The organism is Verrucosispora sp. WMMD1129, from assembly GCF_029581255.1.
GTDB classification, from domain to species: Bacteria; Actinomycetota; Actinomycetes; order Mycobacteriales; family Micromonosporaceae; genus Micromonospora; species Micromonospora sediminimaris.
This window is the reverse complement of the sequence record NZ_CP120741.1, coordinates 6,192,636-6,216,174: the sequence shown is the minus strand read 5'-3', so window position 1 is coordinate 6,216,174 and position 23,539 is coordinate 6,192,636. Positions and strand designations below refer to the sequence as shown.

The 23,539-nt window shown below is 72.1% G+C and carries 22 protein-coding genes and 1 pseudogene; 7 read left to right on the top strand and 16 right to left on the bottom strand.

The window, feature by feature from the left end:
- Positions 1 to 49 precede the first annotated feature (49 nt).
- Entirely contained in the window at positions 50 to 3,403 is a 3,354-nt protein-coding gene (locus O7624_RS28815) for a BTAD domain-containing putative transcriptional regulator (RefSeq protein ID WP_282238103.1), read from the top strand.
- A gap of 6 nt (positions 3,404 to 3,409) precedes the next feature.
- On the opposite strand, the gene O7624_RS28810 is transcribed toward O7624_RS28815, so the two are convergent.
- The 7 genes from O7624_RS28810 to O7624_RS28780 form a co-directional block, all read right to left on the bottom strand.
- A complete protein-coding gene (locus O7624_RS28810; protein ID WP_282238102.1) occupies positions 3,410 to 3,901 on the bottom strand; it encodes a molybdenum cofactor biosysynthesis protein in 492 nt (163 codons plus the stop codon).
- Positions 3,902 to 3,933: 32 nt separating this feature from the next.
- Positions 3,934 to 4,671: an ABC transporter permease gene (locus tag O7624_RS28805; RefSeq protein WP_093407032.1), complete on the bottom strand. Its 738-nt coding sequence runs from the start codon at positions 4,669 to 4,671 to the stop codon at positions 3,934 to 3,936.
- A 9-nt stretch (positions 4,672 to 4,680) separates the two neighbouring features.
- On the bottom strand, positions 4,681 to 5,580 hold the full coding sequence (locus O7624_RS28800; RefSeq protein WP_282238101.1) for an ABC transporter ATP-binding protein: 900 nt from the start codon (positions 5,578 to 5,580) through the stop codon (positions 4,681 to 4,683).
- The gene (locus O7624_RS28795) at positions 5,577 to 5,888 is read right to left on the bottom strand and encodes a transcriptional regulator (RefSeq protein ID WP_093407038.1); all 312 of its coding nucleotides are present in this window, start codon (positions 5,886 to 5,888) and stop codon (positions 5,577 to 5,579) included. Before O7624_RS28795 ends, O7624_RS28800 begins: the two co-directional genes overlap by 4 nt.
- On the bottom strand, positions 5,885 to 6,523 hold the full coding sequence (locus O7624_RS28790; RefSeq protein ID WP_282238100.1) for a transporter: 639 nt from the start codon (positions 6,521 to 6,523) through the stop codon (positions 5,885 to 5,887). Before O7624_RS28790 ends, O7624_RS28795 begins: the two co-directional genes overlap by 4 nt.
- Before the next feature lie 104 nt (positions 6,524 to 6,627).
- The gene (locus O7624_RS28785) at positions 6,628 to 7,413 is read right to left on the bottom strand and encodes a cellulose binding domain-containing protein (RefSeq protein WP_282238099.1); all 786 of its coding nucleotides are present in this window, start codon (positions 7,411 to 7,413) and stop codon (positions 6,628 to 6,630) included.
- A 311-nt stretch (positions 7,414 to 7,724) separates the two neighbouring features.
- Entirely contained in the window at positions 7,725 to 8,243 is a 519-nt protein-coding gene (locus tag O7624_RS28780; protein WP_282238098.1) for a DinB family protein, read from the bottom strand.
- A gap of 205 nt (positions 8,244 to 8,448) precedes the next feature.
- Here O7624_RS28780 and O7624_RS28775 point away from each other — a divergent pair, with 205 nt between their 5' ends.
- Complete coding sequence (locus O7624_RS28775) at positions 8,449 to 9,792, top strand: glycoside hydrolase family 18 protein (protein WP_282238097.1); 1,344 nt, start codon at positions 8,449 to 8,451, stop codon at positions 9,790 to 9,792.
- A 53-nt stretch (positions 9,793 to 9,845) separates the two neighbouring features.
- Here O7624_RS28775 and O7624_RS28770 read toward each other — a convergent pair whose 3' ends face one another.
- Entirely contained in the window at positions 9,846 to 10,490 is a 645-nt protein-coding gene (locus O7624_RS28770) for a response regulator transcription factor (protein WP_282238096.1), read from the bottom strand.
- The gene (locus O7624_RS28765; protein ID WP_282238095.1) at positions 10,487 to 11,590 is read right to left on the bottom strand and encodes a histidine kinase; all 1,104 of its coding nucleotides are present in this window, start codon (positions 11,588 to 11,590) and stop codon (positions 10,487 to 10,489) included. Before O7624_RS28765 ends, O7624_RS28770 begins: the two co-directional genes overlap by 4 nt.
- Before the next feature lie 111 nt (positions 11,591 to 11,701).
- Between O7624_RS28765 and O7624_RS28760 the strand changes: the two genes are divergently transcribed.
- Together O7624_RS28760 and O7624_RS28755 are read left to right on the top strand one after the other, a co-directional pair.
- Positions 11,702 to 12,442 carry an ABC transporter ATP-binding protein gene (locus tag O7624_RS28760; RefSeq protein ID WP_282238094.1) on the top strand — a complete coding sequence of 247 codons (741 nt, stop codon included), beginning with the start codon at positions 11,702 to 11,704 and terminating at the stop codon, positions 12,440 to 12,442.
- Positions 12,439 to 13,206, top strand: coding sequence for an ABC transporter permease (locus O7624_RS28755; RefSeq protein WP_282238093.1), 768 nt, complete (start codon positions 12,439 to 12,441; stop codon positions 13,204 to 13,206). Before O7624_RS28760 ends, O7624_RS28755 begins: the two co-directional genes overlap by 4 nt.
- Before the next feature lie 44 nt (positions 13,207 to 13,250).
- Here the strand turns inward: O7624_RS28755 and O7624_RS28750 are convergent, their stop codons facing one another.
- The gene (locus tag O7624_RS28750) at positions 13,251 to 14,327 is read right to left on the bottom strand and encodes a PIN domain-containing protein (protein WP_093407178.1); all 1,077 of its coding nucleotides are present in this window, start codon (positions 14,325 to 14,327) and stop codon (positions 13,251 to 13,253) included.
- Positions 14,328 to 14,421: 94 nt separating this feature from the next.
- Here O7624_RS28750 and O7624_RS28745 point away from each other — a divergent pair, with 94 nt between their 5' ends.
- Together O7624_RS28745 and O7624_RS28740 are read left to right on the top strand one after the other, a co-directional pair.
- Positions 14,422 to 14,988, top strand: coding sequence for a nucleosidase (locus tag O7624_RS28745; RefSeq protein ID WP_282238092.1), 567 nt, complete (start codon positions 14,422 to 14,424; stop codon positions 14,986 to 14,988).
- A gap of 105 nt (positions 14,989 to 15,093) precedes the next feature.
- Positions 15,094 to 15,543, top strand: a complete 450-nt coding sequence (locus O7624_RS28740; RefSeq protein ID WP_093407065.1) for a hypothetical protein — start codon at positions 15,094 to 15,096, stop codon at positions 15,541 to 15,543.
- 91 nt (positions 15,544 to 15,634) lie between these two features.
- Here the strand turns inward: O7624_RS28740 and O7624_RS28735 are convergent, their stop codons facing one another.
- The 6 genes and pseudogenes from O7624_RS28735 to O7624_RS28715 form a co-directional block, all read right to left on the bottom strand.
- On the bottom strand, positions 15,635 to 17,296 hold the full coding sequence (locus O7624_RS28735) for an ABC transporter permease (RefSeq protein ID WP_282238091.1): 1,662 nt from the start codon (positions 17,294 to 17,296) through the stop codon (positions 15,635 to 15,637).
- Entirely contained in the window at positions 17,296 to 18,210 is a 915-nt protein-coding gene (locus O7624_RS28730; protein WP_282238090.1) for an ABC transporter ATP-binding protein, read from the bottom strand. The genes O7624_RS28735 and O7624_RS28730 overlap by 1 nt, the downstream gene beginning before the upstream one ends.
- 144 nt (positions 18,211 to 18,354) lie before the next feature.
- Positions 18,355 to 18,840 carry a hypothetical protein gene (locus tag O7624_RS28725; RefSeq protein WP_348774994.1) on the bottom strand — a complete coding sequence of 162 codons (486 nt, stop codon included), beginning with the start codon at positions 18,838 to 18,840 and terminating at the stop codon, positions 18,355 to 18,357.
- 33 nt (positions 18,841 to 18,873) lie between these two features.
- Positions 18,874 to 19,059 (bottom strand): annotated as a pseudogene (locus O7624_RS30710) (TetR family transcriptional regulator); the annotation flags it as partial.
- 95 nt (positions 19,060 to 19,154) lie between these two features.
- Entirely contained in the window at positions 19,155 to 20,792 is a 1,638-nt protein-coding gene (gene abc-f, locus O7624_RS28720) for a ribosomal protection-like ABC-F family protein (protein WP_282238088.1), read from the bottom strand.
- Positions 20,793 to 21,037: 245 nt separating this feature from the next.
- Positions 21,038 to 22,309 (bottom strand): amino acid permease, encoded by a 1,272-nt coding sequence (locus tag O7624_RS28715; RefSeq protein ID WP_348774971.1) that lies wholly within the window; start codon positions 22,307 to 22,309, stop codon positions 21,038 to 21,040.
- A 70-nt stretch (positions 22,310 to 22,379) separates the two neighbouring features.
- Here O7624_RS28715 and O7624_RS28710 point away from each other — a divergent pair, with 70 nt between their 5' ends.
- Positions 22,380 to 23,393: a helix-turn-helix domain-containing protein gene (locus O7624_RS28710; RefSeq protein WP_348774970.1), complete on the top strand. Its 1,014-nt coding sequence runs from the start codon at positions 22,380 to 22,382 to the stop codon at positions 23,391 to 23,393.
- Positions 23,394 to 23,539: the final 146 nt, after the last annotated feature.

The following is a 23,539-nucleotide window of genomic DNA, read 5'->3' as shown; positions in this document are numbered from 1 at the left end:
AGTGCGGGCGGACCGCCGCCATGATCGGCACTCGCCCTAGAGTGGTCACATGACCAGGCAGGACACGGTTCCGGCGGTGTCCTTCGGGGTGCTCGGTGCGGTAACCGCGTGGGCCGGTGGCGTAGCGGTCGGGCTGAAGGGTCCCCGGCACCGCGCCGTGCTCGCCCGGTTGCTGATCGCCCGGGGCCGGGTGGTCCCCGTCGACCAACTCCTCGCCGACCTCTGGCACCCGCCGGCGGAAGGGTCGATCGCGGCGATCCGCACCTTCGTGGCCGATCTGCGCCGGGCCCTGGAGCCGGAGCGGCCGGCCCGCCGCCCGGCCCGGTTGCTGATCACCACACCCCCCGGGTACGCGCTGCGCGCCCCCGCCGACAGCGTCGACGCCTGGCGGTTCGAGGCGGCGGTCGGGGAGGCCGGACGGCTGCTCGACCAGGCCCGCCCCGAGGCGGCGCTGACCGGCCTGGACGGGGCGTTCGCCCTGTGGCGAGGGCCCGCCTACGCCGGGTACGACGGGGAGGGCTGGGCCCGTGGGGAGATCAACCGCCTCGACGACCTGCGGTTGCTCGGTAGCCAGCGGCGGGCCGAAGCGCTGATGGCGCTCGGGCGCGACGTCGAGGCCGCCACCGTCCTGCGGGGTGACGCCGAGGCCCATCCGCTGCGCGAGGACATCTGGCGGCTGTGGGCCGTCGCGCTGTACCGCTCCGGCCGGCAGGGCGAGGCCCTCGCCGCGCTGCGCCGGGTCCGCGACTCCCTGGTCGACGAACTCGGCATCGACCCTGGGCCCCGGCTGCGTCAGCTCGAAGCCGACATCCTCCGGCAGGCACCGCACCTCGCCCCGACCACGCCCACCGCGCCGACACCGGCGCCCGCCGCCCCCGCTGCGGCGCCGGCTTCCTCCCCCGAGGCGCCGGTCGGGGCCGACGGCACGCCCCCGGAACGTCCCGACGTGCCGCCGGGGCGGCGTCCCTTCATCGGCCGCGGACCGGAACTGGACCGCCTCGTACGAGTCGCCGCCGACACGGCCCGGGACGGCGCGCCGGCCGTCGCCCTGATCTCCGGCGACGCGGGCGCCGGCAAGACCGCCCTGCTCGACGCGCTCACCCGCCGTCTGGCGGCCGACGGCTGGGTGACCGCCTGGGGTAGCGTCCCCGAGTACGACGGTGCACCGACCGCCTGGCCCTGGACGCAGATCAACCAGACGCTGACGGCGAGGATCCGGCCGACACAGCCGGTCACGCCGTCACCGCCGGCCGACGCCGGACCGGTACCCGTCGACGGCAGCGAACGGAGCCTCGAGACGCTACGGTTCCGGTTGCGGCGCGAGGCGATCACACTTGTCGACACGGCAGCCCGGCAAGCCCCGGTGCTACTGGTCCTCGACGACCTGCACCGCGCCGACGAGGGCACCCTGGACCTGCTCACCGGCCTGTTCGCCGAGCCCGCACCGGCCAGCGGCCCCGTCATGATCATCGCTGCGTACCGCACGTCGCAGGTCGGTGCCGCGCTGACGGCGACGCTGGCCCGGCTCGCACCCCGCGAACCGGCCCGGGTCTACCTCACCGGCCTGTCCGAGGTGGCGACCGCCGAGCTCACCCGGGAGGTCGTGGGGTTCGACGTCGACGCCGCCACCCTCAGGTCGATTCACCACCGCAGCGGCGGCAACCCGTTCTTCGTCCGCGAGCTGGCCCGGTTGCTCGCCGCCGAGGGTCCGCAGGCGCTCGCCCGGGTACCCGCCGGGGTGCGGGACGTCATCCGGCACCGCCTCGCGCAGCTGCCGGAAGCCACCCGCACACTGCTACGGCAGGCGGCGGTCGTCGGCCGCGAGGTCGACCCGGAGGTGCTGTCGGCGTCGACCGGCGAGCGTGAAGCGGTCGTCCTCGACGCTCTCGACCAGGCCGAACAGGCCGGCTTCCTCAGCGCGCACGGTACGGCCGGGCAGTTGCGCTTCACCCACATCCTGGTCCGTGACACCCTCTACGACGACCTGCCGGCAGCCCGCCGCGCCCGGTGGCACGCCGCCGTCGGTGAGGCCCTGGAACGGCTGCACCCGCACCAGGCCGCCGCCCTCGCCCACCATTTCACCGCCGCCGGCAACCGGGCCACCGCCAGCCGTGCGGCCCGCTACGCGCGGTCGGCCGCCGAGCAGGCCGAGGCGCGGGCCGCCCCGCACGACGCGGTCCGGCTCTGGGAGCAGGCGGTCACCGCGTACGACCGGGCCACCGACGGCGACGTGCACGGCCGGTTGGCGGCGCAGATGGGTCTGGGACGGGCCCTCGCGGTCACCGGTCGGCTGGCGCAGGCCCGCCGGCACCGGGCCGCCGCGATCAGCACCGCGCAGCGACTCGACGACCCCGAGCTGCTGGCGGACGTGCTCACCGCCTTCGCCGTACCGGCGATCTGGACCCGCAACGACGACGAGCCGCTGTCCCGGCAGGTCGCGCTGGCCGTCGAGACGGCACTGGCGGCCCTGCCTCCGGACGATCGCACCCGCCGAGGTCACCTGCTGGCCACCCTGGCGCTGGAGTTACGCGGCAGCACCGGTGATCGCGGCGACCGGGCCGCCCGCGAGGCGGAGGACATCGCCCGGCAGACCGGCGACGTGCCGTTGCTCGCGTTGGCGCTCAACGCCCGCTATCTGCACACCTTCCACCGGGCCGGCCTGGCGCCGGAGCGGGCCCGGCTCGGCGTGGAGCTGGCGGAGGTGGCCCGCTCGCGGAATCTGGTGACCTTCGAGGTGCTCGGTCACCTCATCGCCATGCAGGCGTACTGCGCGGTCGGCGACCTGGCCCCGGCCGACGCCCGCGCCACGGCCGCCGAGCACCTCGCCCGTCGCTACGAGCTGCCCCTGGTCGGTCTCTTCACCCGGTGGTACGCCGCCCTGCGGCTGGCCATCGAGGGGCGACCCGCCGAGGCGGAGGACGCCTACCGGGAGGCGGATCACGCCCTGCCCGCGGACGAACTGCCCGGCATGGCGCAGGGGCTGGCCCCGCTGGCGCTGTTCTGCCTCCGTCTGGCCACCGGCGGCGACCCGACACCGGACGAGACGCTCCGCTGGCGGGGCGAGGACTGGGGCCCGTACGAACCCTGGGTCCGCCCGCTGCTGCTGCTCGCCGCCGGTCGTCGCACCGAGGCGGCCGAGGCCTTGGAGGCTGTGCCGGACTCGCCGCACGATCTGCTGCGCGAGGCCCGCGGCTGCCTCGTCGCCCGCGCCGCCGTCGCGCTCGGCGACCGGTCCCGCATCCGCGCCACGTACGCCGACCTGCTGCCCGCCGACGGCGAGCTGGCCGGTGCCGGCAGCGGTGTGCTCACCCTCGGCCCGGTCGCCCGTCACCTCGGCGACCTCGCCGCCGCGCTCGGCGACCATGACCGCGCGCAGGTCCACTACTCGTCCGCCCACGGGTAAGTGGGCTCACCTCCGCCGCGCCGGGTCGTCCTCGATCGTCACGTCGACCGGGCCGACCCGGAGGAAGCCATCGGTCAACGGGGTGCAGCGGAGGCCTCCCCTGCCGCGCAGGCCGCGCCACGCGCCGGGGCCGATGGTCACGTCCATCCAGGCGCAGGGGTGCGCCGCCCGGTTCGCCCGCAGCCGCACCGGCCCCTGGCCGGAGTCGAGCACCAGCACCGAGCCGACCAGGTCGTCCACGGTGATGCCCCGGGTCAGGATGTTGCGCCGTACCTGAGCCAGGCCGGTCCCGGCCGGCAGCGACTCGGCCGCGATGACGGTGACGCTCGCCTGCCGATGTGCGGCCTTGCCGAAGTACCGGTCCCCCACGATGCCCAGCTCGGCCCGGACCTGGATCTCGTCCACCAGCTCACCGGCCGCCGCCGGCGCCGGCCCGTCCGCCGGCCGGCCGACGAACCGGTGCACGGGCGAGGCCAGCAACTGGACGATCTCCGGCATGCCCCGACCCTATGCCGGACGCGGTGACCGGGTCAGGAGAAGCGGCGTCCCTCGTCGCGCCGGTAGGCCCAGCCGGCGAGTGCCGCCAGCCCGACGATCCATACCCCCAGCATGACCATCGAGAGCGGTTCGGGCCGGAAGTCGCCCACTGCCGTCCACATCAGCTCGACCGCGCCCCGCGTCGGCAGGAAGGGTGCGATCGCCTCGATGAACGCGGGCGCCTGCCCGGGTGCGGTGAGCAGTCCACCGCCCACGGCCAGTGGGAAGAACACCAGTTGGGCGACCACGATCGCCGCCTTGCTCGGCAGGGCGTACCCGATGGCCAGCCCCATCAGCGTGAACGGCACCGACACCAGCGCGACGGCGACGGCGGCGAGCGCGAACCCCGCTGCGGTGGTCCGGGCCTCCGTGAGCAGCGCAGCGATGAGCACCACCGGCAGCAGCGACAGGTAGGTCAGGGTCAGGCCGGCCAGCACCCGCCCGGCGAACCGGGGTGCCGGCCCGACCGGCAGGGTCCGCAGGTACGGATCCCACGGCTGGGCCCGGTCCTCGGCGACACCGACGCCGTACTGGAAGACGTTCGCGCTGAGCACCGCGAAGGTGACCATGGCGGCGGTGGCGTAGGTGGCGCCGACGGGGTTGTCACCGACGGCGGGCACCACGAAGAAGAGCATCGCGACGGCCGGAAAGAAGGCGCTGCCGAACACCGCGACCGGAGTCCGGACGAGTTCCAGCAGTTGATAGCGGGCGTGGGCCAGGGCGTACTGCACGGCGTCTCCTCAGGCGGTGGTCGGCACGCCGGCGTCCGCCGGACGGCTCTCGGCGGTGATGGTGAGGAACGCCTCCTCAAGCGAGGTGGGTCGGACCTCCAGGTCGCGGAAGGCCACACCGGCGGTGACCAGATCGCGGACCAGTCGGTCGGCGTCGGCGGTAAGCAGATGAGTCCGCTCCCGGTCCCGTTCCACCCGGACCACGTTCGGCAGGGTCGGCAGGTCGTCGGTGGTCAGGCTGACCCGGCGCAGACCGACCACCGCGCGGATCGCGGCGACGCTGTCGTCGGCGAGCACCCGACCCTGCCCGATGACCACCACCCGCTGCGCCAGCGCCTCGATCTCCTCCAGGTAGTGGCTGGTGAGCAGGACCGTACCGCCGTCGGCGTGGAAGGCGCGGATCGCGTCCCACAGCGCGTGCCGGGCCTCGACGTCGAGGCCGGTGGTCGGCTCGTCGAGCAGGACCAGCCGGGGCCGACCGACGAAGGCCAGCGCCACCGCCAGCCGCCGCCGCTGCCCCCCGGACAGACCACCGGTCTGTCGTCGGGCCAGGTCGGCCAGACCGAACCGGTCGAGCAGCTCGGCCCGTGGGACCGGGTCGGGAAAGTGCGCGCCGACGAAGTCGACCACCTCACCGACGCGGAGCGAGCCGGGCAGCCCGGTCTCCTGTGGAGTGACCCCGACCCAGCGACGGCACGCGGGGTCGCGGGGATCGCCACCGAACAGCAGCACCCGGCCGCCGGTGGGGCGACGCAGCCCGACGAGCAGGTTGAGCAGGGTGCTCTTGCCGGCGCCGTTCGGCCCGAGGAGGCCGACCAGTTCGCCGGCCGGCACGTTCAGGTCGACCCGGTCGAGGGCCAGGACGTCACCGTAGCGTCGGGTGGCCTGCTCGGCCCGGGCGAGAATCATGACGTCTCCTTGGCATCGGCGGATGCGAGCAGCGCCCGGATCGCCTCCGTGTACTCCTCGAAGGCCAGGCGGCCGCGACGGGTGAGCGCGATCAGGGTGACCGGGGTACGACCCCGATGGGTCTTGGTGACGGCGACGTAGCCGGCTTCCTCCAGCCGCCGCAGGTGCACCGAGAGGTTCCCTGCGGTCATCCCGAGGATCTCCTGGAGGCGAGGAAAGGTCACCTGGTCGGAATCGGGCAGGGCGGACAGGGAGGCGACCACCCGCAACCGGGCCTGAGCGTGGATGACCGGGTCGAGTTCGGTCATCGCCGGCCTCGGCGACGCAGCCAACCGAGCAGTCCGGCGAGCAGCATCCCGCCGCCGCCGGCAACCGCGACGATCAGGGCGTGCCAGCCGGGGCCGGCGATGGTGCCCAGCAGGTTGACCACGGTGATCCAGACACCGAGCAGGAACAGCGGCCGGTCCAACCAGATCGCGCCGCCGGCCATGTGCAGGATGCCGGTCAGCCCCACCGCGAGGGCCGACCACAGCAGGCCGACCAGATCCGGCGGGAGGCTGTCGGAGAGCCGACCGGCGAGCACGAAGAGGGTCAGGAAGCCCAGCCCCCAGGACCAGCCGTACCAGGCGCCGCGCCGGGCGGATTCCCCGGTCACCTGCCCGTACGCCCGTGCGCCGGCCACCGCGCTGACGGCACCGGCGGCGGCCAGCAGGACGAACAACGTGGTCAGTGGCAGCCAGGAGGGCATCTCGACCAGGGGCGCATCCCCCGGCGAGTAGTAGAGAAAGTGCAGCCCGAAGCCGATCAGCCAGGCCAGCCCCCAGGGCCAGTAGTAGGCACGCGGGTCCGGCTCGAACTGACGGGCGGCGGTGGCCCGCTGCTCGTCGATCAGTCGCAGGGCGGCGGCCGGGTCCTCGGGTGGCAGGTCATCGTCGGTGATCACGCAAACTACTTTAAGACGCAAAGTCAAGGGTGCCGACGGCGGCCCCTAGCTGCCCCGTTGGTCTGCGGACCGGTCAGCGGTCCGCAGGCCAACGGGATCGCTCGTCAGCTTCCGCAGGTCATCGTGATCCCCGCCGGCACCGTGCTGGCCGAGGCGAGCAGCCCGAACGTGGTGGTGCCGCCCGGCGCGACGGTGCCGTTGTACGGCGCGTTGCGGACCGTGACGTCGGCGGCCGAGTTGTCGGGCACGCCACCCCAGACCGACTGGATCCGCTCGTCACCGGACCACCGCCACCGGACGAGCCAGCCGTCGAGGGCCTCGCTGCCGGTGTTGCGTACGGTGACCGTGGCGACGAAGCCGCTGCCCCAACGGGCGTCGATAGTGGCCGTCGCGCCGCAGGGGGACAACGGCTCCGTCCGCGCCGGCCCACCGATGACGTACGGATCGCGTCGGGCCTCGACGTCGCTGAACCGGAACCAGTACTCGGTGTCCGGGGTCAGCCCGTCGAGCGTCACCTGCCCGTTGCGCTCCAGCCCGGTGACCGCCTCGGCTACCGGGTTCTGCCACTTCGCCGCGTCGTCACGGCTGGTGAAGAGCAGGACTGTCATCGGCAGGTCGTAGCCGCAGGGTGGGCCGCTGAACATCAGCGAGTAGCTGATGGTGACGGAGGTGGCGGTGACCCCGGTGACCATCCCACTGATCGGCAGTGCCGGCGGGCACGCCACCGTCGGGGTCGGGGTCGGGGTCAGGCTTGGGGTCGGACTCGGACTCGGGGTCCACAGGGGCACCGGGGTCGAGGCGGCCGGGGTGTCGGCGGCGCCGGCCGCCGTGACCCCGGCGACTGCGGCCAGGGTCACTGCGGTCAGCACCACGCCGAGCGTACGTAGCATCCGTTACCTCCAAGGGACGGTGACCGGCGGGTCGGCTGAGCCAGCCGACGGCCGGTAGGTTGTCGGGCACCGGCCAACGGACCGCTGACGGCGTCGACAGCAGACGTCACGGTGGCGGTACGCGCACAAGAGGGCTGCCCGGACGCGTGGCATCCACGGCGCGCCCACGCCCGTCGAGCGTCCGCATCGGCTCCCCGGACGCGGTCGATGAGCCCGAGTCTCCCAGTCGACGCCCCTCGATACAACCACGCCGATTCGGCGGACCGGACACGAGCCTGGATGTCGCGTCAGGACCGGGCCCGCGAGGCAGGTCAGCCCATGGACTTGGCACCGTCGATGGCCTCGCGGATGATGTCGGCGTGCCCGGCGTGCTGGGATGTCTCCGCGATGATGTGCAGCAGCACCCGGCGGGCCGACCAGCGGGCGCCCGGCTCGAACCAGGGCGCCTCCGGCAACGGCTGACCGGCGTCGAGGTCGGGCAGGGTGGCGACGAGTTCGTCGGTGCGACGCGCCACCTCGTCGTACGCCGCCAGAATGCCGGCCAGGGTCTCCCCCGGCAGCATCTGGAACGACTGCGCATGACGCTCGTAGGCGCCCGGGTCGTCGGAGCTGCCCATTGCCGCCGGACCATCGAGGATGAAGTCGACCCAGTCGCGCTCGGTGTGCGCGACGTGCTTGATCACCCCGCCCACGCACAGCTCGCTCACGGTGCTGCGCTCGGCGGCCTGCTGGTCGGTCAGTTCTCGGGCGGTGTTGCGCAGGAAGAAGCGGTGCTGGCGCAGGGCCTGAAGCAGGTCGGCGCGCTCGGCTGGCAGCTCGGTTCCGGTCATGGTCGGCCCTTCGTCGGCGGTCGACCGGATGCTATTGGCCACCCCCGACAGTCCCCTCCGCCAGCGCTTGGCACATCCCGGTCGAACTCGGCTCCACCGGCGGCGGTGAGCCTGCGGTGACCCTTGACCGCAGACCGTGATCGGCTTAGCTTCATCGATCAGGAAGGTCTCTTAACGATTTCGACCACCCCGCCTGGGAGTGCCGATGCGATCATCCCGTTCCCGCCGCCTCACCGCCGTCGTCGCCCTGACCACTCTGCTCGTCACCGCCGCGCCACCGGCCGCCGCCAACGCCGGTGGCAAGCCGGGCCGCAGCGACGGCTACCACCGGGTCGGCTACTTCACCCAGTGGGGCATCTACGGCCGGGCGTTCCCGGTGAAAAAACTCGACACCTCCGGCGCGGCGAGCCGCCTCACCCACGTCAACTACGCCTTCGGCAACGTCAGTGAGGACGGCCGGTGCTATGTGGACGGCGGTCCCGGTGAGGGCGACGCCTGGGCCGACTACCGGCGTCCCGTCCCGGCGGAGGAGAGCGTCGACGGGGTCGCCGACACCTGGGGTGAACCACTCAACGGCAACTTCGGCCAGTTGGCCAAGCTGAAGGCCAAGCACCCCGACCTGAAGGTGATGATCTCCCTGGGTGGGTGGAGCTGGTCCACGTACTTCTCCAACGCCGCCCGCACCGACGCCTCCCGCAGGGCCTTCGTCTCCTCCTGCATCGACCTCTACCTCAAGGGCAACCTGCCGGTCCTGGACGGCGGCAGCGGCGGTCCCGGCGCCGCCGCGGGCGTGTTCGACGGGATCGACCTGGACTGGGAGTGGCCCAACTGGCCCGGTGAACCCGGCAACGTCATCCGCCCCGAGGACCGGGAGAACTTCACCAAACTGCTCGCCGAGTTCCGCCGGCAGCTCGACGCGTACGGCCGGCAGACACGGCGGCACCACCCATTGACCGCCTTCCTCCCGGCCAACCCGGCCACCATGGACGCCGGCTACGAGGGACGCAAGATCTTCAAGTACCTGGACTTCGCCACCGTGCAGGGCTACGACTTCCACGGCACCTGGGAGGCGGTGACCAACCAGCAGTCGGCGCTGCGCGTGCCGAAGGGCGCGCCGGACGACCCGGACTTCTCGGTCGAGGTGGCGATCGACGGCTGGATCGCCCGAGGGGCGCCCCGGCACAAGCTGGTCCTCGGCATCCCCTACTACGGCCAGGGGTGGACCGGCGTCACCGGCGGTGGCAACGGGTTGTTCCAACCGGCCACCGGGCCCGCGCCGGCCACCCACGCCGCCGGGTTCGAGGACTACAAACAGCTCAAGAACCTGGCCCGGGATGGCTTCACCGTCCACCGCGACCTGCGCGCCGGGCATGCCTGGCTGTTTGACGGCACGACCTTCTGGACGTACGACGATCCGGTGGTGGTGTTGCAGAAGACCCTCTACATCCGCCGGGCCGGCCTGGGTGGGGCGATGATCTGGTCGCTCGACGGCGACGACGACCACGCCACCCTGACCAGGACGATCAGCCTGGGACTCACCACCCGATAGCCGTACGTCGCCCGGCCGCCGTCCCGCACCGGCGGCGGCCGGGCGGTGGGCGCTCATCCGAGGATGCCCTCGTGCAGCGCGCGGAGCACCGCGTTCGTGCGGTCTCGCGCGCCGAGTTTGGTCAGGATCGTGGAGACGTGGTTCTTGACCGTCCCCTCGGCGAGAAACAACCCGTCTGCGATCTCCCGATTGCTGTAGCCGTGCGCCACGAGCCGCAGCACCTCCTGCTCGCGTTCGGTGAGGTTCTGCACCGGCGGCGCCTGCGGTCCGGCCGGGGACGGCCCGGAGCGGATCGCCCGCAGCATCCGGTCGGTGATCGACGGGGCGATGAGCGTGCCGCCGTCGGCGAGCGTCCGGATGGCCCGGGTGAGCTGGTCCAACGTGACGTCCTTCAGCAGATAGCCCCGGGCGCCCGCGCGCAATGCCGCGAGCACGAGTTCGTCGTCGTCGAACGTGGTCAGCACCAGCACCGGGATGTCGACGCCGTCCGCGCGCAGCCGTTCCAGCGCCCAGATGCCGTCGAAGCGGGGCATCCGCAGGTCGAGCAGGATCACGTCGGGGGCGGTACGCGCGACGACCGGAAGCGCGGCCCGGCCGTCGTCGGCCTCGCCGACCACGTCGATCCCGGCGACCTCCAGCAGCCCGCGGATGCCCTGCCGGATCAGGGTCTGGTCGTCGACCACCACCACCCGGGTCATCGCGCCGGCACCCGCGCAGTCACCCGGAACCCGTCACCGCCGTCGACCGACAGCTCACCGCCGAGCGCGGCGAACCGTTCGCCCAGGCCACGCAGCCCGTTGCCGAGCGTCGGTTCCGGTGCACCCCGGCCGTCGTCGCGAGCGTCCAGCACGGTCTCCCGTTCGTCGCCGGTCACCGAGATCCGCAGGGTACGCGCGTCGGCGTGTCGGATCGTGTTGGTGACGATCTCCTGAGTGGCCCGGACGAACGCCGCGCTGTCGTCCTCGTCGACGCGTACCGCCGGGGACACGTCGATGGTCACGTCGAGACCGGGCAGGTCCTGCGTCACCCGACGCAACGCCTGCTCAAGATCGGGGCTTTCGGTACGCAGCCGCCCGACCGTGGCCCGTACGTCGCCGAGCAACTCCCGGGCGACCTGATCGGCCCGCTCAAGGTGGGTACGCACGGCCGGCCCCTCCAGGTGGCGGGCGGTCTCCAGCTCCAGGGTCAGCACGGTCAGCTGGTGACCGATCAGATCGTGCAGTTCGCGGGAGATGCGCAGTCGCTCCGCCGTGGCAGCCGAGTCCGAGAGCAGGACGCTGGCGGCCTGCAACTCGACATGCGCCTCGGCCAACTCGCGGCGCATCCGCTGCTCCCGCAGCAGGGTGACCGAGCTGAGCAGCGTCGCCACCTGGATCAGCAGGTAGAAGATCAGAAGCATGACGCCGTCGGCCGGCGCCCGCGTCATCGACGTCGCACCGAAGGTGATCACCAGTGTGTTCGCGACCACGACCGCCAGACCCACCGGCAGCGGCACCACATACACGCTCACGGCTGCGGTGAGGACCAGCAGCACCGGCAACAGCCCCAGGTTGGATGCGGTCAGCAGCAGGGCCCAGGCGGCGACGACGGTCGCGGCGAACGCCACGAACCGCACCAGCCGGGACACGCGGGTGGCCACCGAGACGAGCAGGGCGACCAGGTAGCAGCCGAACAGCACGATCCAACAGCCGCGCGCGATCGTGGTCCCGATGGCGCCGAACAGGCCGGGACCGGCGACGGCGACCGCCACCACGAGCATCGCGAGGCCGGACCACTCGTCTGTCCCGACCCGTCGCATGATCCCCACTCTAGGTCGGGCCACCGCGAGCCCACCTGTGCCGGAAGTAATGCCGGCAGGTGATGACTTTCGGGACACGACACCGGCCGGACGCGTTCGTAGCGTCGAGGCATGCACAGCACCGAACCGGCGATCCTCGCCGAGCACCTCGCCAAGAGCTACCGCGATACGCGGGCGGTCGTCGATGTGAGTCTGCGGGTCGAGGTCGGTGAGGCGGTCGGTGTGGTCGGCGCCAACGGCGCGGGCAAGACGACGACCGTCGAGATGATCGCCGGGCTACGCGTACCCGAACAGGGGCGGGTACGCGTACTCGGCCTCGATCCGCGCCGCGACCGCGCACGGCTGCGACAGGTCCTCGGCGTGCAGTTGCAGCAGGCCCAGCTGCACCACGCGCTCCGGGTCACCGAACTGGTCAACCTCTACCGCAGCTTCTACCCCGATCCCCGGCCCACCGAGGAGCTGCTGGACCTCGTCGAGCTGACCGAGCAGCGCCGGATCAGCTTCGACAAGCTCTCCGGCGGGCAACAGCAGCGGCTCTCCATCGCCCTCGCCATCGCCGGGCGACCCCGCGTGGTGATCCTCGACGAACTGACCACCGGGCTGGACCCGACGGCACGACGCCGAATGTGGGGCACGGTCGAGCGACTCAGATCCGAAGGGGTGAGCGTGCTGCTGGTCAGTCACACCATGGAGGAGGTCGAGCGGCTCTGCGACCGGGTCGTGGTGCTCGACGCCGGCCGGGTCGTCGCGCTCGACACCCCGGCGGGCCTGATCACACGCGCCGGGGCCACCACCCTCGACGACGCGTTCGTCGCGCTCACCGGCCGGCCGTTGGCGGAGGAGACTGCATGACCACGCTCGTCGAGGCTCGTCGACCCGGACTGCGCTCGCTGGTCACCCTGATCGGGTGCGAAGCGAAGATGGTCGTGCGGGACACGGCCGGGCTGGTGGTACCCCTCTGCCTTCCGCTGCTGATCATGTTGACCAGTGCCTCCTCGGCGAGCCGGACCGTCGTCGCCAACGGACGCACCGCGTTGGACCTCTACGTCCTGCCACTCGTGTTCACCATGGTCGTCGCGATCATCGGCATCATCAACATGCCGAGCTTCCTCGCCTACTACCGTCGCTCCGGAATCCTCCGGCGGCTCGGGGTCACCCCCGCGTCGCCGGCCATGGTCCTCGCCGCCCAGGCCGTCGTCAGCGTTCTTCAGGCGCTCGTCGGCATCGCAGCCGCCCTCGTCGTGGCGTTCCTGGCCTTCGGCGCCAGCCCACCCGCCAACCTCGGCGCCGCGGTCGGGGTGGTCGCGTTGGCGATGGCGGCGATGTACGGCGCCGGCATGATCGTCGCGGCGGTCGCGCCCACCCCCAACTCCGCCGTCGCCATCGGCCTGGTCGCCTTCTTCGTCCTCGGCGCCCTCGGCGGCATGTTCGGCGGCCGGGACTCCCTGCCCGAGGTGCTCGCCGAGATCGGTGGTTGGCTGCCGTTCGGCGCGGCCGTCGAGGCCCTGTCGTCGGCCTGGGCCGGCGCCGCGGTACCGGTGGCGAACCTGATCGGCCTCGGTGCGACGGTCGTCGTCGGAGCCGTGGTCGCGGGTCTGCTGTTCCGGTGGGAGTGACCCGTCACGCCCACCGGAACACGCCCGCTGAACGGGCCGGTCGGTCAGGACGGCTCGGCGGTGAGCAGGTAGTCGTCCGCCTCCGTGCTCCAGCGCAGACCTACCGCGCCTTCCGTGGCGGCGGCCTTGCAGAACTGCAGAAAACCTCGGTAGCCCAGCTTCTTCTCGCTGAAGTCCGGCCGCACCCGCCGGAGCTGGTTCTTCAGGCCGGACAGGGCCACCTCGCCGGTCTCCCCGCCGAGATCGCGGACCACGGAGCCGAGCAACGCGAACGCCGTCTCCCGGTCGCCGTGTTCCGGCAGGGAGACCTCCGGGTCACCCTTGGCCGGGCCTTCCGCCAACTCGATGACACGCAGTTCGGCGAGGTGGCGCAGCAGTTCGCCGAAGGTACGGAACCCGTGGTCGGACTCGCTGAAGGTGGGATCCTTCCGCAACAGCGTCCGCTTCAACCGCGAGGCGGTCACCTCCCCGCCGGAACTGCCCTGCAGACCCGCGACGGTCTGCGCGACCAGTACGGCGAGCGCGTCGGCGTCGCGGGGCGGCTCCTCGGTGGGTGGCACCTCGATCTCCACCTGCTCGGCGGGCCGCGGCTCCGGCTCGGGCAGCCGGGCCGGACGGCCCCGTCGCCCCCGCGTCGGCAGGATGTCGACGCCCTCCAACCGGTCGTAGTAGAGGAATTCGTCGCAGGCGGGTGGCAGCAGGGCCGAGGTGGACTTCTCCACCCCCACACCGATCACCTGCTTGTTGAGTTCGCGGAGCTTGTGCACCAGCGGCGTGAAGTCGCTGTCACCGGTGCACAGGACGAAGGTGGAGATGTACCCGCGTTCGAAGGCCAGCTCGATCGCGTCGACGGCCATCTTGATGTCGGCGGCGTTCTTGCGGGTGGCGCCCATCCGCTGCGGAATCTCGATCAGCTCGACGTGCGAGCGGGTCAACATCCGCCGGTCCTCGTCGAAGTACGACCAGTCGGCGTACGCCCGCCGCACCACCACCCGGCCGCGCTCGGCCAACGCGTCGGCGATCGGTCGGAAGTCGAACATCGCCCCACCGTGGTGGTCGCGCACCCCCAGCGCCAGGTTCTCGTAGTCCAGAAACAGGGCGATCCGGTCCTCATGCTCCACCCGGGCAGCGTACGTCGTGCGACCGTGACCGGGCCGAGAGCCGGTGGCACCGCGCCGCAACGGGAGCGTCACGGGCAACGGCTACCATCGCCCGATGGATCTTCGCGGCACGATCAGCCCGGACCGTCCGCTGCTCGTCCTGGCCATCGCCGAGGAGGCCGCGTACCTCGACGCGGAGCTTCCGGTGCTGCTGACCGGAATGGGAAAGGTCAACGCCGCCGCCGCCGTCGCGGCGACGCTGGCCCGCTTCCCGCTGCCGTCGGTGCTTGTCAACCTCGGCACCGCGGGCGCGCTGCATCCGGGTTGGACCGGCACCCACGAGGTCGGCAGCGTCCTCCAGCACGACCTGGACACCGAGTTCATCCGCCGGCTCACCGGTCAGACCGTCGGCGCTCCGCTGGCCCTGGGCGACGGTCCGACGCTGGCCACCGGTGACCGGTTCATCGCCGACGACGAGGCCCGCGCGGCCCTGGCCCGCCGTGCTCACCTGGTGGACATGGAGGGGTACGCGGTGGCGTCGACGGCGCTTGCCTTCGGCGTACCGGTCCGCATGGTGAAGCAGGTCAGCGACGAGGCCGGCGACGGGGCTGAGCGCAGCTGGCAGGAATCGGTAGACGGCTGCGCCAGCGTCCTCGCCGGTTGGGTGCGGGACAACCTCTGACAGTCGTGGCCGGCCGCTCACCGCGCATGTTCGGTGGTGAGCGGAATGTTTGACGCAGGGAGGCGCGGGTAGCCGCGCTACTGCGGCTACGGATTGGAACGGGGCATGGAGCTGTCGGCACGCACGACGATCATCATGCGGAGTGGCATCCGAGGGGTCATCGCCGCGATGGCGATGTCCGGCCTACGCCAGGCCACCACCTCCCTGAATCTCGTACAGAGCTCGCCGCCGAAGTCGGTGATGGAGAAGCTGGTGCCCGGACTGCTCGACCGGTTGCCCGGCGATCAGCACCCGGCAGCCCTGGCGGTGGCGCACTGGAGCTACGGGCTCGGCGCCGGGCTGGCCTTCGGCGCGCTGCCCAAACGCCTACGTCATCGGATCTGGGTCGGCCCGCTCTACGGCATGGTGCTGCTGCTCGGCTTCCACACCACAATCGCGCCGGTCCTCGGCATCGATCGGCGGTTGACCGACTGGCACGAACAGTTGGCCCTGGTCGCCGACCATCTGCTGTACGGCATCGTGGTGGCGGGCTTTCCGATGCCGCACCGGGACTGACAGCCACCTGTCCCGCACCGGTGGCACCGCGCAGCCGCCGTGCCCGAGCCTGCCGACGCGCCGCACGCCACGTCGGCAGGCTCATACCAGGTCAGGCGCCGCCGGCCAGGTCCCGGCGGCGGAAGGCGGCCACGGCAGCCTGGGCGAGGGCACCCGCGAGCACGGTCAGCACCACCACCGCGACCACGCTGATATCCTCCAGCGGGTACTCCCCCACGTGCTCGAAGGGAGACAGCCGCAGCACACCCTCGGGCAGTTCCAGGATCGGGGCGAAGTAACCGGCGATCAGCCCGTAGCCGAGCACCACCCAGATCACCGGCAGCACTCTCGGTGCGGCGGCGTAGAGCAGGGCAGCGGCCGCGAGGACCAGCCAGACCGCCGGGGTGTGCGCGAGGTGGCCGACCAGCACGTCACCGAGCAGACCCGCATCGCCGGTGCTCGCCGCCGCGCCGACACCCATGCCCACGCCGGCGACCAGCAGCAGCCACGGTACGCCGAGCGCCACGACGGCGACGTGACTGCTGATCCAGGCGGTCCGGCTGACCGATGTCGCCAGCACCGGCTCGGCCCGTCCCTCGGTCTCCTCGGCGCGCAGCGACTGCACGGCGAGTACCGCGTAGACCCCGACGACGAGCGCCATGGTCAGGCCCATCATGCCGAGGTAGCCGGCGAGCAGGTCACCAGAACCGCCGCCCATGACCTCCACCAGGTCCTCGGGTGCGTCCTCGAAGCCGTCCAGCAGGGGCTGGGTGAACGAGCCGTAGGCCACGCCGGCCGCCAGCAGCGCCACGCTCCAGCCGATCAGGCTGGCCCGGTGCAGCCGGAACGCGAACGCGAAGGGGCCGGCCAGCCAGCTCGCGGCCCGTGGCGACCCCGGGCGGGGCGGCACCAGGCCGGCACCGAAGTCGCGCCGCGCCGACAAGACGTAGCCGGTGACGGCGGTCGCCGCCGCGAAGGCCAGCGAGACGGCCAACGGCCACCAGCGGTCGTGGACGTACGCGGCGGTCTGCTGGGACCAGCCGATCGGCGACAGCCACGACAGCCAGGACGGCCCGCTGCCCTGCACCGCCGCCATGTCACCGAGGCCGCGCAACACGAACGCGGCACCGAGCGCCGCCCCGGCCATGCCAGAGGCGGCCCGCGGGTACTCCGACAACTGGACGGTGACCGCGGCGATGCCGGCGAAGGCCAGCGCCACCGCACCGACGGAGGCGCCGAACAGCATGGAGCCGCCCGGATCGAAGCCACGGCCGGCCAGCATCGCACCGATCAGCAGGGCGACAAGTACCGCCATCACGGCGGTGAGGGTCAGTGCGGCGGTCAGTTGGGCGTGCCGACCGACCACATTGGCCCGGATCAGTTCGGCCCGGCCGGTCCGCTCCTCGATCCGAGTGTGCCGGACCACGGTGAGCAGGCCCATCAGACCGGCGCCGATCAGCACGTAGAGGCCGTACTGGCCGGCGAGGAAGCGTTCGATGGTCAGGTCGTCGAAACCGAAGCCGGGTCCACCGAACAGGGCGCCGGCGGGGCTGCTGGTGAAAGCGGTGAGCCCCGCCAGATCCTCCGGAGTCTGCGCGATGGTGTCCAGCGCGGCGGCGAAGTACGTCATCAGCAGCGGCAGACCGAGCGCCCAGGCGGGCAGCCGGATCCGGTCACGGCGCAGCATGAACCGCAGCAGGCTGGCGGTTCCGGTGACGGCGGTGCCCGTACGGGTGCCGGCCGGTGCCGCGCGGTCGAGCGTCGTCGCGGTCATCACGCCACCTTCCCGGCACCGTTACCGACGAGTTGGTCGCCGTAGTGGCGCAGCAGTAGCTGCTCCAGCGTCGGCGGCCGGACGGTCAGGCCCTGCACACCGAGGTCACCGAGTTCGCGTACCACGACGGCGAGTTGGTCGCCGTCGACCTCGAAGCGGACCTGTCCGTCGTCGGTGCGCAGACCGTGTACGCCGGCCAGGTTGGCCAGGCCGTCGGCCGGCCGGTCGGTGACGGCCTCGACGGAGGTACGGGTGAGGTGGCGCAACTCGGTCAGCGAGCCGGTCTCGACGATCTTTCCCTGCCGGATGATCGAGATCTGGTCGGCGAGCACCTCGACCTGGGCGAGGATGTGGCTGGACAGCAGCACGGTGCGCCCGGCGTCCTTCACCTCGCGGATGCACTCCTGGAACACCGCCTCCATCAACGGGTCCAGCCCGGCGGTCGGCTCGTCGAGCAGAAGCAGCTCGACGTCGCTGGCCAGTGCCGCGATCAGCGCCACCTTCTGCCGGTTGCCCTTGGAGTAGGTGCGGCCCTTCTTGCTCGGGTCAAGGTCGAAGCGTTGGCACAGCTCGTCCCGGCGGACGGGGTCGGTGCCGCCACGCAGCCGGGCGAACAGGTCGATCGCCTCGCCACCGGTGAGGTTGGGCCACAGCTCCACGTCGCCGGGCACGTAGGCGAGCCGTCGGTGCAGGGCGACCGCGTCGGCCCAGGGGTCGCCGCCGAGCAGCCGGGCCTGGCCGCCGTCGGCGCGCAGCAGCCCAAGCAGGATCCGGATGGTGGTGGACTTGCCGGCGCCGTTGGGGCCGAGGAAGCCGTGCACGGTGCCGGGGTCGACCCGCAGGTCGAGTCCGTCCAGTGCCTTGACCCGGCCGAAGGACTTGTCGAGGTGGTGGATGTCGATGGCAGCAGTCATGGTCGTTGACCTCATTCGAGGTAGCCCGGAGCGTCCCGGGGTGCGATGTGATCGATCAACGGATCCGGGGGCACGCCACCCGGGATCCGGTGCGGTTCGCGCTGGTGCGCGGATGAGTGGGCCACGCCGCGGCGTGGTGGCGGTTCAGCTAGCCGTACCGTCCTGGTCGGCAGCGTTCGATGCGGCCGACGGCGGATCCGGCACGTACATCAGGTATTCGTCGAGCATCGACCGGTCGACGAGCAACCCCTCGGTGAACAGTTCCAGCGCCGGCAGGGTGAGTTCCTCCATGTAGCGCCGGAACAGGGCGGGAAACTTCTCGGGCTCCGCGTCGCCACCGTGCAGGGTGAACCAGAGCAGCATGCTGCCGGTTGCCTGGTAGGCCAGATAACGGGTACGAGCGGCCCGGTCACGGCTGGGCCGGACGACCCCGGCCGCCTCCCCCGCCGACAGGTACGCCTCGGCGTCGCTGATCATGTGCTCGATCAGCTCGGCCGCCAGCTCCCCGCCGGCCTGCATGCTGCGCAGCAGATACAACACCATCGGCGCGAACTGCTCGACCTGGGCCATCTGCGCCAGCAGCATCGTCCCGGTGCCATCGGTCAGCGCCTTCTTCTTCTCCCGGCGCATGAACTCCAGCACCCACTCGTCGCAGGCGCGGCGCAGCCCGTCCTTCGAGCCGAAGTGGTGCACGATCAGCCCGGCGGTCACCCCGGCGTCCGCGGCGATGGTGCGCAGCCCGGCCCGGAAGCCGTCGCGGCCGAAGCGCGCGATGGCGGCGTCACGGATGCGGCTCGCGGTGGCCAACTCGCCGCCGCGCTCCTCCGAAGCTCCGCCCAAGGACGTCACGACACCAGATTAAACACTTGTTCAACCGGCCGACAAGCCCTCCATCGCCGCAATCCTGCGAGACACCTGAGAATGGCTCGCCCCCTCGGCGATGCTCAGTCGGGCTCGGGGGCGGGGATCTCGCGGAGGCCACTCCCGTCGAGGCGCAGCCACCGGTCTACGCCGATGTCGCGCAGGAAGCGTTCGTCGTGGCTGACCACCACGAAGGCGCCCCGGTAGGCGTGCAACGCGTTCTCCAGCTGACCGACGCTTACCAGGTCGAGGTTGTTCGTGGGCTCGTCGAGCAGTAGCAGGTGCGGTGCCGGCTGGGCGTACAGGACACTGGCCAGGGTGGCGCGCAGGCGTTCACCGCCGGAGAGGACGCCGACCGGTAGCTGGGCGCGGGCACCCCGGAACAGAAACCGGGCCAGCAGGTTCATCCGCTCCGCCTGCGGTCGGTCCGGGGCGTACGCGGTGAGGTTCTCCAGCACGGTGCGGTCCACGTCGAGCAGGTCCAGCCGCTGCGACAGGTACGCCACCCGGCCGTCGGCCCGACGCACCTGCCCGCCCTCCGGATTCAGGTCACCGAGCAGCAGGCGCAGCAGGGTGGACTTGCCGACGCCGTTGGGGCCGGTCAACGCAATCCGTTCCGGGCCGCGGATGGTCAGGTCGACGCCCTCCCCGGCGAACAGCGCCCGGCCGCCGTACCGGACCTGCATCCGCTGCCCCTCGACCAGAGTCCGGCCGGCCGGGACGTCGGTCTCCGGCAGCTCCAACGCCAGCGTCTGATCGTCCCGCAGCGCCCGGCCGGCCTGGTCGAGCCGGGACTGCGCGTCGCTGACCCGGCTGGCATGCGCCTGCTGGGCCCGACCCGCGGACTCCTGGGCGCTGCGCTTGAGCCCACCGGCCACGATGCGGGCCAGGCCCGCGTTGCCGAGGTTGCGGGCCGCGTTGCCGGCTCGCCGCTCGGCGCGTTCGCGGGCCTGCTGCATCTCCCGTTTCTCCCGCTTGACCTCCAGCTCGGCGCTGCGGACCTGGCGCTCCGCCAGCTCCCGAGCAGCCCGGGATGCCTCCTCGTAGGCAGAGAAGTTGCCGCCGTACATGCGCAGCTGCCCGCCGTCGAGTTCGGCGATGCGGTCCATCCGATCCAGCAGCATCCGGTCGTGGCTGACCAGCAGCAGGCACCCGGACCAGCTCTCCAGCACCGTGTACAGCCGGTGCCGGGCGTCGATGTCGAGGTTGTTCGTCGGTTCGTCCAGCAGCAGCACGTCGGGACGCCGGAGCAGTTGGGCGGCCAGGCCGAGGGAAACGACCTGCCCGCCGCTGAGGGTGTCCAGGCGACACTCCAACGCCACCTCGCCCAGCCCCAGCCTGTCGAGTTCGGCGCGACTGCGTTCCTCGACGTCCCAGTCGTCACCGACCGCGACGAAGTTCTCCTCGCGGGCGTCACCGGCCTCGATCGCCCGCAACGCGGTCAACGCCGGGGCGACGCCCAGCACCTCCGCCACGGTCAGGTCACCGGTGAACGGAAGGTTCTGCGGCAGGTAGCCGAGCGTTCCCTCGACCGTCACGCCGCCCCCGGTGGGTACGAGGTCACCGGCGATCAGGCGCAGCAGCGTCGACTTGCCCGCGCCGTTCGGCGCGACCAGGCCGGTGCGACCCGGCGGCACGGTGAATGACAGCTCCCGGAACACCAGGGTGTCGTCGGGCCAGGAAAAGGACAGGTTGGTGCAGACGACGCAGACGTCGGACATCAGAGAAGACCTCAGGTGGGAGCCGGGGACACAACGCCCCGGTCAGGCAGACAGAGCCACGACTCGACAGGCCGCCGTCACCCGGCGGCAGGGCTGCTCACCCTGAGATTTCGTCGTCCCCCGAAAGCATGCCGAGCGCTCCTCGCTCCGTACCTGGCGCGTTGATCCGCAGGGCAAGCCTAACAAGGTCGGCGTCGACTCGGCACACACCCGCCGAGCCCCGAACCCCGGCGGGTGTGTGCCGATCAGGACCGGACTCGGCCCCGTGCCCGGAGGTACAGCAGCGCCGCCCCGGTCACCGCCACCGGCCAGAGCAGGTACACGCCGGTCATGACCAGCAGGAACAGCACCACACCGATGGTCGCGGCGGCGGCGTACCAGGCGGCGCTGCGGCGGGGCAGCAGCCGCAGCGCCGCCGCGACACCGATCACGTAGACGGTGATGAAGGAGCCGGTCGTGAGCAGCACCAGCGAATGGGTGCCGAGGCCGGTGACCAGTACCGCGCCCAGCGCGAGGAAGGCCAGGGTGGCGGTGACGGCGAGGCTTCGGCGGGGCACCTCGCCGGCCACGCTGCCCCGGGCGAGCCAGTCCGGCAGCGCGCCGTCGCGGCCGAGCGCCGCACCGAGCTTCGCCGCTCCGGCGTAGTAGGCGTTCATCGCACCGAAGGTCAGCAGCAGCGCCGCCCCGGCGACCAGCCAGCGGGCGTCGCCGCCGAGCGCGACCGCGAACAGGTCGCCCAGCGGTGCCGTGGAGTCCGCCGCAGTCGAGCCGAGCACGGCGACGGTCGCGAAGGCCACCGCCAGATACAGCGCGCCGACCACGACGACCGCTGCGGCAGTGGCCCGGGGCAGATCCCGCTCGGGACGGCGGAACTCGCCCGTCAAGTGGGTGATCGCCTCCCAGCCGACGAAGCTCCACATCAGCAACGCCGCCGCCGGGCCCACGGCCGGCAGGCCGTGCGGGGCGAAGGGCGTGAGGTTCGCGGCGTCCGCGTGTGGCAGCGACAACAGCACCGCCAGCAGCAGGAACGCGACAAGCGCTCCGGCGAGCGCGAGCTGCACCCGGCCGGCGAGCTGCACACCGGCATGGTTGGTGGCGGTGACCGCGACCATCAGCAGCGCCGCCGTGACCGCGACGGTCGGCGTACCGCCGCCGACCGCCGCCTCGACGTAGGCGGCCCCGAACAGCGCCGCCGCGGATGCGCCCGGCGGCACCGCGAAGTAGAAACACCAGCCGACGACGGCCGCCGCCCGCGGTCCGAAGGCCATCCGGGCGTACGTCGACACGCCACCGGCGTCCGGGTGACGGGAACCGAGCGCGGCGAACGTGCCGGCCAGGGGAGCGGAGACGATCACGAGCAGCAGCCAGGCGAGCAGCGAGGCGGGGCCGGCGGCCTCGGCCGCCAGCGCGGGCAGCGCGATCACGCCGGTACCCAGTACGGCACCGACGTAGAGAGCGGTGCCCTGGGCGGCGGTCAGCCGACCACCGGTCACCGGCGTGGCACGGGTCTGGGTCATGTGATCACCGTCGTTCAGGCCGGCCGACCGGGACAGCAGGATTGACGCCGAGCTGCGTTAGATTTCTGCCATGCGTCCGCACGTCGTCGCGGTGGCGGTGACCGACAACCCGCCGATCTTCGAGCTGGCGGTCCCGCAGGAGGTGTTCGGCACCGACCGACGGGACATCGTCGACCCGTGGTACGAGATGCGCCTGTGCGCGGCCGAGCCGGGCCCGCTGCGTACCACGGGTGGCTCGTGGCTCGACCCCGCGTACGGCCTGGACGATCTGGTCGAGGCCGACACCGTGCTGGTGCCCGGTTGCGCCCGACCGGCCCAGGTCAGTCCCCCGGCAGCGCTGGTCGAGGCGCTGCGCACCGCGTACGCGCGGGGCAGCCGCATCGTCGGCATCTGCACCGGTGCGTACCCGATCGCCGCGGCCGGCCTGCTCGACGGTCGCCGCGCCACCACGCACTGGATGAACGCGCAGGACTTCGCCGGCCGGTTCCCGCTTGTCGACCTCGACCCCCGGGTGCTGTACGTGGCGGAGGACAACATCTTCACCTCGGCCGGCACCGCCGCGGCCATCGACCTGTGCCTGCATCTGGTGCGGCTGGACCACGGTGCCGCGGTGGCCGCCGAGGTGGCCCGGCGGATGGTGGTGGCGCCGCAGCGGGGCGCCGACCACACCCAGTATCCGGCGCCGCCGGTGCGGGGAGTCTCCCCGGCCGACCTGAGCCCGGTGCTGGAGTGGGCTCGGCAACGCCTCGACCGGCCGCTGTCGGTGAACGATCTGGCCCGCGCGGCCAACCTGAGCCCGCGCACCCTGGCCCGCCGGTTCCGCGACTCGCTCGGCACCACGCCGTTGCAGTGGTTGTTGGAGCAGCGGGTCCGACTGGCACAGGAGTTGCTGGAGACCACCGAGGATCCGGTCGAGCGGATCGCGCACCGTACCGGCTTCGGCAGCGGCGCCAACCTGCGCCAGCACTTCGGTCGGATCAGCGGGATGACCCCGCAGACCTACCGGCACGTCTTCCGGTACCGGGTCGGTGCGTCTGCCCGCCCCACGGTGCCGCACCGGCCGGCCGGCCAACCCCTGCGGTAGCCCTGGCCGCTGGCAATTCACCGGCCGCCACCGCTGCGTCGTTACCGGAAACTTCCGGAAGTTATGGCCACCACGGCGGTCTCGACATAGCATGCACGCGCTTGAATCCGTCCCAAGGGCCACGTCAGACACACCCCGCCAGCACC

Bases quoted from the DNA above. Each gene is read 5' to 3' on its own strand.
- O7624_RS28815 (WP_282238103.1), top strand. From the start codon at position 50: ATGACCAGGCAGGACACGGTTCCGGCGGTGTCCTTCGGGGTGCTCGGT.
- O7624_RS28810 (WP_282238102.1), bottom strand. From the start codon at position 3,901: ATGCCGGAGATCGTCCAGTTGCTGGCCTCGCCCGTGCACCGGTTCGTC.
- O7624_RS28800 (WP_282238101.1), bottom strand. From the start codon at position 5,580: ATGATTCTCGCCCGGGCCGAGCAGGCCACCCGACGCTACGGTGACGTC.
- O7624_RS28795 (WP_093407038.1), bottom strand. From the start codon at position 5,888: ATGACCGAACTCGACCCGGTCATCCACGCTCAGGCCCGGTTGCGGGTG.
- O7624_RS28785 (WP_282238099.1), bottom strand. From the start codon at position 7,413: ATGCTACGTACGCTCGGCGTGGTGCTGACCGCAGTGACCCTGGCCGCA.
- O7624_RS28780 (WP_282238098.1), bottom strand. From the start codon at position 8,243: ATGACCGGAACCGAGCTGCCAGCCGAGCGCGCCGACCTGCTTCAGGCC.
- O7624_RS28775 (WP_282238097.1), top strand. From the start codon at position 8,449: ATGCGATCATCCCGTTCCCGCCGCCTCACCGCCGTCGTCGCCCTGACC.
- O7624_RS28770 (WP_282238096.1), bottom strand. From the start codon at position 10,490: ATGACCCGGGTGGTGGTGGTCGACGACCAGACCCTGATCCGGCAGGGC.
- O7624_RS28765 (WP_282238095.1), bottom strand. From the start codon at position 11,590: ATGCGACGGGTCGGGACAGACGAGTGGTCCGGCCTCGCGATGCTCGTG.
- O7624_RS28760 (WP_282238094.1), top strand. From the start codon at position 11,702: ATGCACAGCACCGAACCGGCGATCCTCGCCGAGCACCTCGCCAAGAGC.
- O7624_RS28755 (WP_282238093.1), top strand. From the start codon at position 12,439: ATGACCACGCTCGTCGAGGCTCGTCGACCCGGACTGCGCTCGCTGGTC.
- O7624_RS28745 (WP_282238092.1), top strand. From the start codon at position 14,422: ATGGATCTTCGCGGCACGATCAGCCCGGACCGTCCGCTGCTCGTCCTG.
- O7624_RS28740 (WP_093407065.1), top strand. From the start codon at position 15,094: ATGGAGCTGTCGGCACGCACGACGATCATCATGCGGAGTGGCATCCGA.
- O7624_RS28735 (WP_282238091.1), bottom strand. From the start codon at position 17,296: ATGACCGCGACGACGCTCGACCGCGCGGCACCGGCCGGCACCCGTACG.
- O7624_RS28730 (WP_282238090.1), bottom strand. From the start codon at position 18,210: ATGACTGCTGCCATCGACATCCACCACCTCGACAAGTCCTTCGGCCGG.
- O7624_RS28725 (WP_348774994.1), bottom strand. From the start codon at position 18,840: ATGCGCCGGGAGAAGAAGAAGGCGCTGACCGATGGCACCGGGACGATG.
- abc-f (WP_282238088.1), bottom strand. From the start codon at position 20,792: ATGTCCGACGTCTGCGTCGTCTGCACCAACCTGTCCTTTTCCTGGCCC.
- O7624_RS28715 (WP_348774971.1), bottom strand. From the start codon at position 22,309: ATGACCCAGACCCGTGCCACGCCGGTGACCGGTGGTCGGCTGACCGCC.
- O7624_RS28710 (WP_348774970.1), top strand. From the start codon at position 22,380: ATGCGTCCGCACGTCGTCGCGGTGGCGGTGACCGACAACCCGCCGATC.